General features: G+C 48.9%; 14 protein-coding genes. All 14 read left to right on the top strand.

Features of this window, described 5'->3' with window-relative positions:
• The first annotated feature begins 14 nt into the window (after nucleotides 1-14).
• Nucleotides 15-1,421, top strand: a complete 1,407-nt coding sequence (gene hslU / locus ACQKPA_RS02225; RefSeq protein WP_194543578.1) for an ATP-dependent protease ATPase subunit HslU — start codon at nucleotides 15-17, stop codon at nucleotides 1,419-1,421.
• A 459-nt stretch (nucleotides 1,422-1,880) separates the two neighbouring features.
• On the top strand, nucleotides 1,881-2,288 hold the full coding sequence (flgB, locus tag ACQKPA_RS02220) for a flagellar basal body rod protein FlgB (protein ID WP_071220075.1): 408 nt from the start codon (nucleotides 1,881-1,883) through the stop codon (nucleotides 2,286-2,288).
• A gap of 5 nt (nucleotides 2,289-2,293) precedes the next feature.
• Nucleotides 2,294-2,743: a flagellar basal body rod protein FlgC gene (gene flgC / locus ACQKPA_RS02215; RefSeq protein WP_427489003.1), complete on the top strand. Its 450-nt coding sequence runs from the start codon at nucleotides 2,294-2,296 to the stop codon at nucleotides 2,741-2,743.
• Between the two features lie 45 nt (nucleotides 2,744-2,788).
• Nucleotides 2,789-3,097, top strand: coding sequence for a flagellar hook-basal body complex protein FliE (gene fliE, locus ACQKPA_RS02210; protein WP_076324995.1), 309 nt, complete (start codon nucleotides 2,789-2,791; stop codon nucleotides 3,095-3,097).
• A 34-nt stretch (nucleotides 3,098-3,131) separates the two neighbouring features.
• Entirely contained in the window at nucleotides 3,132-4,712 is a 1,581-nt protein-coding gene (fliF, locus tag ACQKPA_RS02205; protein ID WP_427489001.1) for a flagellar basal-body MS-ring/collar protein FliF, read from the top strand.
• 11 nt (nucleotides 4,713-4,723) lie between these two features.
• Nucleotides 4,724-5,740 (top strand): flagellar motor switch protein FliG, encoded by a 1,017-nt coding sequence (gene fliG / locus ACQKPA_RS02200; RefSeq protein ID WP_071220479.1) that lies wholly within the window; start codon nucleotides 4,724-4,726, stop codon nucleotides 5,738-5,740.
• The gene (locus ACQKPA_RS02195; RefSeq protein ID WP_427488999.1) at nucleotides 5,733-6,587 is read left to right on the top strand and encodes a FliH/SctL family protein; all 855 of its coding nucleotides are present in this window, start codon (nucleotides 5,733-5,735) and stop codon (nucleotides 6,585-6,587) included. Before fliG ends, ACQKPA_RS02195 begins: the two co-directional genes overlap by 8 nt.
• Nucleotides 6,571-7,890 carry a flagellar protein export ATPase FliI gene (gene fliI / locus ACQKPA_RS02190; protein ID WP_194543574.1) on the top strand — a complete coding sequence of 440 codons (1,320 nt, stop codon included), beginning with the start codon at nucleotides 6,571-6,573 and terminating at the stop codon, nucleotides 7,888-7,890. The genes ACQKPA_RS02195 and fliI overlap by 17 nt, the downstream gene beginning before the upstream one ends.
• A gap of 9 nt (nucleotides 7,891-7,899) precedes the next feature.
• Nucleotides 7,900-8,343, top strand: a complete 444-nt coding sequence (gene fliJ / locus ACQKPA_RS02185) for a flagellar export protein FliJ (protein WP_100538075.1) — start codon at nucleotides 7,900-7,902, stop codon at nucleotides 8,341-8,343.
• Between the two features lie 39 nt (nucleotides 8,344-8,382).
• Complete coding sequence (locus tag ACQKPA_RS02180; RefSeq protein ID WP_164817415.1) at nucleotides 8,383-9,315, top strand: kinesin; 933 nt, start codon at nucleotides 8,383-8,385, stop codon at nucleotides 9,313-9,315.
• A 47-nt stretch (nucleotides 9,316-9,362) separates the two neighbouring features.
• The gene (locus ACQKPA_RS02175; protein ID WP_427488997.1) at nucleotides 9,363-10,706 is read left to right on the top strand and encodes a flagellar hook-length control protein FliK; all 1,344 of its coding nucleotides are present in this window, start codon (nucleotides 9,363-9,365) and stop codon (nucleotides 10,704-10,706) included.
• Nucleotides 10,707-10,726: 20 nt separating this feature from the next.
• Nucleotides 10,727-11,380 carry a flagellar hook capping FlgD N-terminal domain-containing protein gene (locus ACQKPA_RS02170; RefSeq protein ID WP_427488995.1) on the top strand — a complete coding sequence of 218 codons (654 nt, stop codon included), beginning with the start codon at nucleotides 10,727-10,729 and terminating at the stop codon, nucleotides 11,378-11,380.
• Entirely contained in the window at nucleotides 11,377-11,763 is a 387-nt protein-coding gene (locus tag ACQKPA_RS02165) for a TIGR02530 family flagellar biosynthesis protein (RefSeq protein ID WP_427488993.1), read from the top strand. The genes ACQKPA_RS02170 and ACQKPA_RS02165 overlap by 4 nt, the downstream gene beginning before the upstream one ends.
• Nucleotides 11,764-11,837: 74 nt before the next feature.
• Entirely contained in the window at nucleotides 11,838-12,662 is an 825-nt protein-coding gene (locus ACQKPA_RS02160; RefSeq protein WP_216531870.1) for a flagellar hook-basal body complex protein, read from the top strand.
• Nucleotides 12,663-12,696: the final 34 nt, after the last annotated feature.

The raw sequence follows: 12,696 nt of genomic DNA, 5'->3' as shown, positions 1-12,696 counted from the left end.
TGGAGGTATTCGCGATGAGTAAAGAATCGATGACGCCAAGACAGATAGTATCCGAGCTGGATAAATACATCGTAGGCCAGAAGGAAGCTAAAAAATCGGTCGCTGTAGCACTTCGGAACCGCTATCGCCGGAGCTTGCTTACGGATGACGAGCGGGATGAAATCGTACCGAAGAACATACTGATGATCGGTCCCACCGGCGTCGGCAAAACGGAGATTGCAAGAAGGCTTGCCAAGCTGGTTCATGCACCGTTCGTTAAGGTCGAAGCGACAAAGTTTACCGAGGTTGGATATGTCGGGCGTGATGTGGAATCCATGGTTCGGGATCTTGTGGAAACCGCGATCCGGATGGTGAAGCTGGAACGCACCGAGAAGGTTAAGGACAAAGCCGAGGAAATGGCCAACGAGCGGATCGTTCAGCTGTTGGCGCCTTCAACCAAAGGACAGAAAAGTCAGCGAAATCCCTTTGAGATGCTGTTTGGCGGTGCGAATAACGATACCCAGACCGAAGATGAGGATGCGGACGATAAGGACGTTAGTCTCAAAGAGAAGCGAAGACAGGTGCGCTTTAATCTGCTGTCCGGTAAGCTTGAAGACGAAACGATTGAGATTGATGTCGAGGATGCTGCTCCGAACATGTTCGATATGTTTGCGGGGCAGGGCAATGATCAGATGGGCATGAACATGCAGGAAATGTTCGGCAATCTGATGCCAAAGCGCACAAAACGCCGCAAGCTGTCAGTGAAAGAAGCCAGGAAAGTGCTGACGCAAGAGGAAGCAGGCAAGCTCATTGATATGGATGATGTCATCCAGGAGTCCATTCGTCGGGCGGAGCAATCCGGCATTATCTTTATCGACGAGATCGACAAGGTTGCCAGCCAGGGCCGCCAGTCGGGTCCGGATGTGTCCAGAGAAGGTGTGCAGCGCGATATTTTGCCGATCGTGGAAGGCTCAACGATTATGACGAAATACGGGCCGGTAAAAACGGACTTTGTCCTCTTCATCGCGGCAGGTGCTTTTCACATTGCGAAGCCATCGGATTTGATTCCCGAGCTTCAGGGGCGTTTTCCGATTCGGGTGGAGCTCAGCAGCTTGTCACTCGACGATTTTGTATCCATTTTGACCGAGCCGAAAAATGCACTAACCAAGCAATACGTGAATCTGCTGCGTACTGAGGATCTTGAGGTTGAGTTTTCTCCGGAAGCGATACGGGAGATCGCCCAAATTGCGGCTTCGGTTAACCAGAACACGGAGAATATAGGCGCGCGGAGACTTCATACGATATTGGAGAAGCTCCTCGAAGACCTGTCATTTGAAGCGCCTGAGTTGACGCTGGACCGCATGGTGATCACGCCGCAGTATGTCCGGGAGAAACTGGCCGGCATCGCCCAGGACCGGGACCTGAGCCAGTATATTCTGTAGTTGCATGCATATAGGTCTATCTGCCGGGGTATGCGAAAGGAAATAATTGTCGATATTCATCCCGACCCTTGCAGCAAGTTGTCGAAGCGCTTTCGCATGTTGGAAGGGATCGGGACGGATTTCGTAATTTTTTGTGAATTTTTATGGTCCCTATCAGGACCTACCCTTCGGGAAAAATCGCTTAAATTTTACAGATTTAGTGGTACGATTTGCAATAATATAGAAAAAAACCGGATAAAAATGAACACAAAGCCCTTCTTTTTGGTAAAAGATAGGGCTTTTTTCTTATTGTAAAAAGTCCCAATCTTTAAGAAACTTAGTTTATGTGACATCATGTTGTCTTTTTCTACTTAAGACCTAGGTTAGTTCATACGGATTATATGATTTGTCGAAAAAAGAGGATTTAGCTAGGAAGAGTGGAATACCTTTCTGCAAAGTCCAGTCAGGAGGAATGAGCTAGTGAATCTGTTGAATAATAGTTCTTTTCAACGGCTTCAAAGCGGTTTGGATGCAGCTAATCTCAGAAACAATGTGATTGCAAACAACATCGCCAACGTGGATACTCCTCATTTTAAGAGATCCGAGGTATCCTTTGAGAGTCTTCTGAAAAAAGAAATGGATGGAGCCCAATTATCACTTCAGGGCAGAAGAACAGATCCCAGGCATTTTGTCATTGGTTCAACCGGGGGGATTCCTGAGGCTTCGGTCATGAAGGATGGCAGCAGTTCCATGAATAACAACCAGAATAATGTCGATGCAGACAGAGAAATGTCGCTGCTTGCAGAGAATCAGCTCCGTTATAATTCATACATACAAGCTGTCAATGAGCAGATTCGAATGATGCGTACAGCTATTGAAGGGAGATAGGGTTCATGAATATTAGCAATAGCTTCGGTATTAATGCATCAGCTCTAACAGCACAACGGCTTCGAATGGATGTCATCTCCTCCAACATTGCCAATGCGGAAACCACTCGCGCGCGAATCGAGAATGGCCAAGCCGTTCCGTATCGTCGAAAAACGGTTGTGTTACAGCCGCAGCAGGAATCATTTGAAGGGCTTCTTAGAGCTCAGATGAATGGTCAGAACGCGGGACAAGGGGTAAAGGTTGCGCAGGTACGGGAAGATCAAACCCCGCTGAAACAGGTATATAACCCTACACATCCTGATGCGAATGCGGAAGGCTATGTCTTTATGCCTAACGTGGACATCACGAAGGAAATGGTGGATATGTTAGCAGCTACCCGTTCGTACGAAGCTAACGTTACGGCCATCAATGCTTCGAAAGCGATGATTATGAAGGCGTTGGAGATTGGTAGATAACAAGTGAAAAATACATAAGCCCATATTGTAGGAGGAGAGAGAGAAATGATTCAAAATGCAATGTTCAGTGTTCAGGGCGTGCAGCCGCTTCAACTGCAGGAGCAAGTGAAAAATGGAGCGACTCCATCCGAATCGATTCGCGATTTTGGCTCTTACCTGAATGAAGCACTGAACTCTGTGGCAGCACAGGAACAAAATGCACATGTCATGAGCGATAAATTAATGATTGGACAAGTAAACGTAGATCAGGCGATGATATCCGCCCAACAGGCTCTGTTGAGCATTCAGCTCACAACACAGGTCCGAAACAAAGTGGTAGAAGCCTATCAAGAGATCATGCGCACGCAAATCTAAATGTTTCTAGCAAAGTTTCGGATGGGGTGACAATGTGAACGAGAGAATGACCCAGTATCGGGATAGAATGACCCAGTATTGGAACCAATTCAGCAACAAACAAAAAATAATGTTAATCGCTACAATAGCATTTGTTTTGATTGCTCTAATCGTACTAACGATGCAGTTCTCCAAGACGAAGTACGAAGTAGCATTCCGGGATTTGAATTCCAGCGACGCCGCAGGAATCATCAGCCACCTGGAGACCCAAGGGATTTCCTACAAGCTGAGTGAGGATGGCAGAAGCATCCTGGTTCCGAGTACGAGCGCAGCTAAAGTCCAGATTGATGTAGGGTCGCAAGGACTTGTACAGAATGGTACGATCGGATTCGAAACCTTCGAGAAGAACGCATCAGCCATCGGGATGACAGATAACGAATTCGAAGTGAAATATGTAAATGCACTGAATGGCGAAGTAGAACGACTGCTTGAGAAGATGCAGGGCGTCCAGGATGCAACGGTATTATTGAATTTGCCAAAAGAAAGTGTGTTTGCAAAAAACGGAAACGAAGATCAAGCCAGCGCTTCCGTAGTTGTGCAATTCAAACCAGGCTATCGGCCTAATCAAGAAGTCATTGACGGGTATTATAACCTCGTGAAGACGGCCATTCCGAACTTACCGGTTGAGAACATTACAATCACCAATGACGAAGTCGAGCTGCTCGCAACAGCTAAAGGCGGTCAAGGCGGATTGATCGGTAAGGTGGAAGAAAACTTCGCGCTTCAGAAAAAATTCGAAAGCGACGTTAGGCAAAATGTTCAGCAGTTTCTCTCTCAGTACATGGGATCGAATAAAGTCAATGTTCTGGTCGCTTCCAAACTGAACTTTGATCAGGTGCAGAGCAAGGAAAATATCGTAACCCCTGTTGATGAAGAAGAAATGAAGGGGATTGAGCTCAGTGTTCAGGAGATCCAGAAGAACTATTCGGGAACCAGTAGTCCAACCGGCGGAGTGGCCGGTGTAGGAGAAGAAGCTGTTCCGGGATATCCAAGCGATTCTGGAAGCGGGGAAACGAACTCGGAAGAGCTCTCCAAAACCGTTAACTATGAAGTTAACCGGATTACGAAGGATATCATAGCAAGTCCATATACTGTTAAAGATTTAACCATTAATGTCTCGGTTGAACCACCTGCCGGACAACAAACTTTGGATGACGCGACAAGAACGGCAATACAGAACATTCTGGTTAATATCGTGCGAGCATCGCTCTCGGATACAGGCTCTACTTATACAGACGCTGATTTGTCCAAAAAAGTTTCGGTTATTTCACAGGTATTTAATGTAAATGCGGATGAAAATCCGAAAACCGTTCTTTCACAGCCTGTATTATGGGGGATTGGTATCGCTGCGTTGGCGTTAATTGCTGGAGGAACCTATTTCATAATCCGCAGACGCAGACAGCAGCAGGAAGAATTTGAAGATGATATTCAGCTTCCGCCAGTTACGGAATTCCCTTCGATTAATCTCGAAAGTATAACCAATGAAAGCCAGGTTCGTAAGCAGCTCGAAACCTTGGCGAAGAAGAAGCCAGATGAATTCGTGAATTTACTTCGCACATGGCTAGCTGAGGAATAGAGGTGGAAGCATTGGCTAAGGGAAATAACCAAATGTTAAGCGGACGTCAAAAAGCGGCTATACTGCTCATTACACTTGGCCCGGAAGTGTCTGCTCAAATATTTAAACATCTTCGAGATGAAGAAATTGAACAATTGACGCTGGAGATTGCGAATGTTCGTAAAGTCGACAGTGATGAAAAAGATAGCATTATTCAGGAATTCCATCAAATTTGCCTGGCTCAGGAATACATCTCGCAAGGCGGTATTAATTACGCTAAAGAGATTTTGGAGAAAGCGCTTGGACAGCAAAAAGCGATGGAAGTGATCAACAGACTGACGGCAACGCTTCAAGTAAGACCGTTTGACTTTGCCCGCAAAGCGGACCCAAGCCAAATTCTGAACTTTATCCAGAACGAAAATGCACAGACCATTGCACTCGTCTTGTCGTATCTTCAATACGAGCAGGCATCCGCGATCCTATCTTCGCTTCCCCAAGAGAAGCAGGCCGAAGTAGCGCGTAGGGTTGCTGTCATGGACAGTACTTCACCAGAAGTCATTGCCCAGGTGGAACGCGTGCTGGAGCAGAAGCTGTCGGCGACGGTTACCCAGGATTACACGAGTGCGGGTGGCATTGAATCCATCGTTCAAATTCTGAACGGTGTGGATCGCGGTACGGAACGAACGATCCTCGATTCCCTGGAAATCCAGGATCCCGAGCTCGCCGAAGAAATCAAGAAGCGGATGTTCGTATTCGAGGATATCGTCAACGTGGACAACCGTTCGATCCAGCGTATTATCCGCGATGTCGAGAACGCCGATCTTCAGCTTGCACTCAAGGTGGCAAGCGAAGAAGTACGGGACGTCATTTTCCGGAACATGTCCAAGCGTATGGCCGAAACCTTCCGCGAAGAGATGGAATACATGGGACCGGTGCGGCTGCGTGATGTGGAGGAAGCTCAGACTCGGATTGTAAGCACGATCCGAAGACTCGAAGAAGCGGGCGAGGTCATTATTGCCCGTGGCGGAGGAGATGACATCATTGTCTAACTTGATCAAATCGTCCCACTATAAACCGATGGATGTGTTGAAAGAGTTGGATCTTGCTCGTCGTTACGCTTCGCCAACCGAGGAAACGGTAGAGGAATATACTCCGCCGACTGCCGAGCCGGCTGTCGTACAAACACTGGCAGAAGCCGAACGCTTAAAGCATGAAATGCTAAAAGATGCTCAGGAGTTTGCCGAACGACAAATCCGCGAAGCTTCGGAAGAGGCGGAACGGCTGTTGGCCGAAGCGCAGCAGCAGATTGAAGCGTGGTGGACCGACAGAAGGCTTCAGGACGAGGATTTGTCCGAAACGCTGAAGATGGAAGGCTTTAATCAAGGATATGCCGAGGGCTCTGCCAAGGCAGAACTTGAGATGAAGGAATTGATGGAGCAAGCGACATTACAGGCGAGTGAATTGCTTCAGCTTGCCCATCAAGCCAAGGATGATCTAATTCAGGAAGCGGAGCCTTTTTTGGTGGAGCTCAGCTGCAGCATAGCGGAGAAAGTACTGGATCGTCAGCTTACGATCGAACCTGATTTCACGCTGGAGCTGATTCGAAAGAACCTGGCACGCAAGCGGGAAGTAGGAGTCATCTCCCTCTGCGTAGCTCCTGAACAATTCGAATTTGTATACGCGGCACGGGAAGAGCTCGGATTATCGATCGATTCTCAGGCAGAACTTCAAATTTTGCCGGATTCCACGGTTAAGGATCGCGGCTGCGTGATCAGGTCTTCTTTCGGAAGCGTGGATGCCCGGATCGATACACAGCTATCCGAGATCAAAAAAGAGCTCGTGCGGTTCGCTCTTGATGACGAGGAACGGAGAAATCAAGATGAAGAAGCTGAATAGCGCGCGGTACATGGATCATCTGAAACATCTGGACCCCGTTCGAATCAACGGCAAGGTCACACAAGTTATCGGACTGATGGTGGAGTCCGAAGGACCGGATGCGAGCATCGGCGATGTTTGTTACATCTATCCCACGAAGCAAACCAAGCCGCTCAAGGCGGAGGTCGTGGGTTTCAGAGACAATAAGGTGTTGCTGATGCCTCTCGGCGAGCTTCACTCCATTGGTCCAGGCTGCGATGTAGTGGGCACAGGCAAACCGCTGAGCGTGCAGGTTGGTTCGGAACTGCTTGGCAAAGTGCTGGACGGATTGGGACAACCTCTCGACGGATCCATCATTCCGGCACGCATGCCGCATTATTCCACCCATAACGTTCCGCAGAACCCGCTTAATAGGCCGAGGGTTCAGGAGCCGATCAGCATCGGCGTCCGCGCGATTGACGGATTGCTCTCCATCGGCAAAGGCCAGCGGGTCGGTATTTTCGCCGGATCCGGTGTCGGGAAGAGTACCCTGATGGGAATGATCGCGAGAAACACTTCTGCCGATGTCAATGTCATTGCTTTGATCGGGGAACGTGGACGCGAGGTGCTGGATTTCATAGAACGGGATTTGGGTCCCGAAGGGCTAAAACGGTCCGTCGTAATTGTAGCGACCTCGGATCAACCGGCACTCATCCGCATTAAGGGAGCCTTGATCGCTACAACGATCGCCGAATATTTCAGGGATCGGGGCCTGAATGTGATGCTGATGATGGATTCCGTTACCCGCTATGCGATGGCGCAGCGAGAAGTAGGACTAGCCGTAGGGGAGCCGCCGGCCATGCGCGGTTATACGCCGTCTGTATTTGCCAGTCTGCCGAAGCTTCTGGAACGCGCAGGCACAGGGCCAACGGGCTCAATTACTGCCTTTTACACGGTGTTGGTAGATGGTGATGATATGAACGAACCGATCGCAGATGCGGTCAGGGGCATACTCGATGGTCACATCGTTCTAAACCGGAATATCGCAAACAAAGGGCATTTTCCGGCCATCGATGTGCTGGCTAGCATAAGCCGGGTGATGAAGGATATATCTCCAGAGGAACAAATCGATGCTTCCGAGAACGTAAAGCGACTGATGGCGATATATAAGGACTCGGAGGATTTAATCAATATCGGGGCGTATCAACAGGGCTCGAATGCCGATATCGATGAATCGATTGAATATATCGGGCGAATATGGGATTTCACGAAGCAAAAAGTGAATGAGAAGACAACATTGAATGAGGTTCAGGAACGTTTGATTTCCGAGTTTTCAAGGAGATGACTTTGAAGAATGAAATTTCATTATGCATTCCAGAAAATCGTAGACCTGAAAAGCAACGAGAAAACGCAAGCCGAATGGATGCTGTCAAGTGCCATCGGGAAGCTGCAGGCGGAAGAGAAAAGTCTGAATGAGCTGTATGAGATGCGGGATCAAATGTATCACGCTCAGCAGGAGGCGGCATCACGGTGCGTGCCAGTCGCTGAGATCCGAAACATTCAGGTATATGCAGAGCACTTGGAAGAATGCATTGAGCGTAAGAGGGATGACATACGGATCGCTCATGTCAATGTAACGAAGAAACAAAAGGTATTGTCCGACAAGATGCTAGACGAAAAAGTGTGGCTGAAAGCAAGAGATAAATCCCAAGAAAAGTTCCGGCATGAAAGTCTCCTTCGGGAACAAAACGAGCTGGACGAAATGGCGACGGTACGTTTTGCGATCAAAGCCCGATAAGGTTTGCAAACACTGAAGGGTTATGACCGCGAAGGAGGAATGAGAGTGGCACGAAAAGACATGCCGCTTGATAAGGAAGAATCAGGCGGAGGATTTGAACGGATACTGTTGATTTTGGTACCTGCTATATTCACGATCGTTCTGCTCGGGGCGCTGGCCGTATTTTTTAGAGCCGATGTGCGAGATGGACTAATCGATGTAGCCAATAAAATTCCGGTCGTCAAGAACTGGGTCCCGGATCCGGTGCTGACCCCGGAAGAACAGAAACTCAAAGAAGCGAAGCAGCAGGAAGAAAGCGCGGAAGCAACGATTGTTGAACTTAAGAAGCAGCTTGCCGAACGCGAAGAAACATTAAATGAAGTAACGGAGCAAAAAGCAGCGCAGGAAAACAAGGTGAAAGAGCTGGAAACCCAAATTGATTCGATGCAAAGTACATCGACAAGCGGTGAAACTGAAGAGGAAGACGCGTATACCAAGCAAATTCGCGAACTGTCCAAGCTCTACGCCGACATGAGTCCAAGCAAAGCGGCACCGATCATGCAAAATCTTACGCTGGAAGAAATGGTGCTTATGCTTAGTCAGATGAAGAGCAGCAACCGGGTTGCCATTCTGCAAAAAATGGATCCGAAGACGGCCGCGGATGCAACCATGATGCTTAAAGATGCCGAGACTTCTGAAGATATGGCCATCGCGGCTCTGCAATCCAGGCTCAAGAAGAACGAAACGGAGGCGGCCCAGAAGAAGACATCCGACAATCTGGATAAAAACCAGTTGAATCAGACCTTTGCCGGAATGACACCCGCCAACGCTGCCGAACTGCTGATGCAAACGTATAAGATCAGCCCTGCTAAGACCATGACCATTCTAAACACAGTGGATGATGCTACTCGTTCACGGATTTTAAATGCGATGTCCTCGAAAGATGCGGAGCTGGCAGCAAAGATATTGAATCGCCTGATGGGCTCTAAATAAGCTCTGAAATGAATCTCCATCCCCAGGAAAGGAGGTGAAATAAGACGATGACAATAACCGTACAAAACATGTCTTCATCCGTAAGCAGTCCCTCGGGAAGCGGAAAGGCAAGCGCGGCGGGTCAAACGACAGCGGGTGTATCCTTTGATGCGACACTGGCTTACCAGATGAATAGCAGATGGAACAGCGCTTCAACAACATCGACGGAAGCCGCTGCCAAGCTGGAATCCTTGCTAACGCAGTATTCATCGGAAACTGATGCATCGCTTGAAGGCTTGATGGAATTGCTTCAAGGTTTGCTGCAGGAGCTGGACACCATGGACCAGGCATTAATGGAGGATCCATCCTTGTTGCAAGAGCTGCAGAACTGGCTCACGCAAGCGAATGTTATGCTGAGCGGAGCTGCTCCTCAAGCACAAGAAAACACGGGTGGGAATGAGATGTCTCCATTGGCTTCCAGACCGGAGACCATTCGATTCGCGGTACAGGATACGATCAGCCAGCTGGCATCGATGCTTTCCAAATCTGGTCAGGTGGATCTAAATACCGAAGCCGCCGTAAAACAGCTTGTCCAATCTTTCCATGGTTTGCTTGGTCAAGGAGCTGGGACCGGTGAGAGTAAAGCAAGCGGCAGCTTTGATCATATCCTTGCCCAAAAGCAGCCGGATGCCGCTCAGCCTACCGTATCCACGAATGCTTCAGGACAGTCGGCTTCATCTCAAACAACGGGACAGGCGAATGCCAAGTGGTCATCGCTGACGACGAGCACCCAAGCAGAGGGTACAGCATCTGAGTTCGCGATGAACGAAGGAGATTCGCTGTTGGAGCAAGGAACGGTCACTGCCGGTCAGCTAGCCCTGCGTTCAGGTACGCAAGTTGCAGTAAAACCTGCAGCTCCGCCGGTGCCTGTTGAGAATTTCTCAAGCGAAATGACTTCTTTCATTATTAATAAGCTTGAAATCGTGAAACAAACCGGTTTTACGGAAGCGAGAATCTCCTTGAATCCGGAACATCTGGGTCAAGTAGATATCAAACTTACGATGCAGAATGGCCAATTAATCGCCCAGTTCATGACAAGGTCGACAGATGCTAAAGAGCTGATTGACCAGCAAATGGCACAGCTTCGCAGCGCATTGATTGCGCAAGGACTGCAGATCGAGAAAATTGAAGTTACACAGAGCAGCCAGCCTTCCAATGCGAATCTTTATCAAGACGGCCGTCAGCCTGGGTCAGGCCAGCAGCAGTCACAGCATCGCTCGAAGGAGAAGGACAGACCATCCGATGATGCCGTGCTGGCAGCCAATCTGACAGAAGAACTAAACGATTGGATTGCTGAGCACCAAGCCGACGATGAACGGGTACAAGCAGGAACATTTACCGCTAAAGCCTAACAGTGAGGAGGTGAGCTTGGATGGCAACAAATCCGGTATCTACGAATAATATGTGGCCCAATTATGCTAAAGGGAATGTCAGCAGTAAAAGCGGCAATGGCCAGGAGCTTGGAAAGGATCAGTTCTTGAGCATACTGATTACGCAATTAAGGCATCAGGATCCGCTTCAGCCAATGCAGGATCGGGAGTTTATTGCCCAAATGGCCCAGTTTACTTCCCTGGAGCAGCTGATGAACATCAATACTCAATTAACGGCAATGAGTCAGTCTTTGGGTGCTGCTTCAAGTTTGATCGGTAAACAGATCAGCTGGATGTTCAAGCCGGAGGATGGTTCGGATTCCGTCATGAAGAGCGGTCTCGTAGATTCCATCATGGTTCGTGAAGGCGTCCATTATGCCAAAGTCGGCGACAGTGAAGTATCGCTTGACCAGATCGTGAAAATCGAGAACGCCGTAACCGAGAATGATCCAGAAGCGTTGAATTCTGGTCCTTCCGTACCTGACGCAAATAATCGAGGTTCGATTGATCCTGACACAACGAATCCGGGTCCTTCCCTACCTGACGCAAGCAGTCCAGGTCCGACTGAACCCGAGACAGGCAATCCCGATCCGACAGCTTCTGAGATCGGAGATCCCGGACAAGGGGGAGAAGAGCCTGGAGGAACAGGGCCATGAGTGACCGCATGATGATAGGGCATTTATACCCTGGGAAAATACATCCCGCGGCACTTCATAATGAGCGTAAAACGCAAGCTCACGCTAACCCGCCCGCCGGGACGTTTCAGGAACTTTTAAATGAGAATCTGCTTAAAATCAGCAATCATGCGGCAAAGAGACTTCAGGAGCGCGGCATTGAATTAAAGGGTGATCAGCTTGCGCAGATCCAGAGCGCTGTGGACAAAGCTGCAGCAAAGGGGAGCAAGGAATCACTCATTCTGATGAAGGATATGGCTCTCATTGTGAATATTCCGAATCGGACCGTGGTCACTGCAATGGATGGCAATGCGATGAAGGATAACGTATTTACGCAAATTGATAGTGCAGTAATTATTTCGTAAATCTGGCTGGCCCGTGAGGAAGCCAGGCGGCCGCTGATCGACAGAAGCGGTCCATAACAGAAGGAGGAAAATCGATGTTAAGATCCATGTATTCCGGTATTTCCGGAATGAGAGGTTTCCAAACCAAGCTTGATGTCATTGGTAATAACATTGCCAACGTAAACACAGTTGGGTTTAAAGCGGGACGTGTGATGTTTAAAGACGTACTAAGTCAAACGATGTCCGGTGTTACGCCGGGAACCGACGATCCATCCGGTGGTGTAAACGCGAAGCAGATCGGTCTTGGTGTATCGATCGGATCGGTCGATACCTTGCATACACCAGGCAGCGCGATGATGACCAATAATCCGACGGACCTGAGAATTGACGGAGACGGATTTTTCATGGTGAAGCTTAGCGAGGATCAAGAAGTGCCTTTCTTGACCCGTGCGGGCGACTTCCATGTAGATGTAGCGCGTAACTTGGTAACTTCGGACGGTATGCTCGTTCTGGATGCAGCTGGTGAACCTATCCAGTTGGAAGACGATGTGACGGCATTCACGATTGCGCAAAATGGCGCCATCATTCAGAAGATGAGTGACGGAACAACGGAAGAGGGAGCCATCATCGGCGTTGCGAAAATTCCGAATCCGGAAGGTCTGGAGAAAATCGGCGGCAATATGTATCGCGTGACGCTTAATGCAGTCCCTGATGGCGATCTGGATGCCGTTATGTTTGAAGGGAACAACGCTGAAGAAGGGACTGGTGCGATTATTGCTGGCCAGCTCGAAATGTCCAACGTTGACCTGACAGGCGAATTCTCTGAAATGATCGTCGCTCAGCGCGGCTTCCAAGCCAACTCCCGGATTATCACGACTTCGGACGAAGTACTTCAAGAAGTTGTCAATCTGAAACGATAAGAATGGATAGGGAGGGGCCATCCCCTCCCTGATT

The organism is Paenibacillus sp. NPDC093718 (assembly GCF_050279985.1).
Taxonomy (GTDB): Bacteria; Bacillota; Bacilli; order Paenibacillales; family Paenibacillaceae; genus Paenibacillus_AQ.
This window is presented reverse-complemented; position numbering and strand designations above follow the sequence as displayed.

Coding starts and splice junctions, on each gene's coding strand:
- fliJ (WP_100538075.1), top strand. CDS start 7,900: ATGAAATTTCATTATGCATTCCAGAAAATCGTAGACCTGAAAAGCAAC.
- ACQKPA_RS02180 (WP_164817415.1), top strand. CDS start 8,383: ATGAGAGTGGCACGAAAAGACATGCCGCTTGATAAGGAAGAATCAGGC.
- flgC (WP_427489003.1), top strand. CDS start 2,294: ATGAATATTAGCAATAGCTTCGGTATTAATGCATCAGCTCTAACAGCA.
- ACQKPA_RS02170 (WP_427488995.1), top strand. CDS start 10,727: ATGGCAACAAATCCGGTATCTACGAATAATATGTGGCCCAATTATGCT.
- ACQKPA_RS02160 (WP_216531870.1), top strand. CDS start 11,838: ATGTTAAGATCCATGTATTCCGGTATTTCCGGAATGAGAGGTTTCCAA.
- ACQKPA_RS02165 (WP_427488993.1), top strand. CDS start 11,377: ATGAGTGACCGCATGATGATAGGGCATTTATACCCTGGGAAAATACAT.
- ACQKPA_RS02175 (WP_427488997.1), top strand. CDS start 9,363: ATGACAATAACCGTACAAAACATGTCTTCATCCGTAAGCAGTCCCTCG.
- fliI (WP_194543574.1), top strand. CDS start 6,571: ATGAAGAAGCTGAATAGCGCGCGGTACATGGATCATCTGAAACATCTG.
- fliE (WP_076324995.1), top strand. CDS start 2,789: ATGATTCAAAATGCAATGTTCAGTGTTCAGGGCGTGCAGCCGCTTCAA.
- hslU (WP_194543578.1), top strand. CDS start 15: ATGAGTAAAGAATCGATGACGCCAAGACAGATAGTATCCGAGCTGGAT.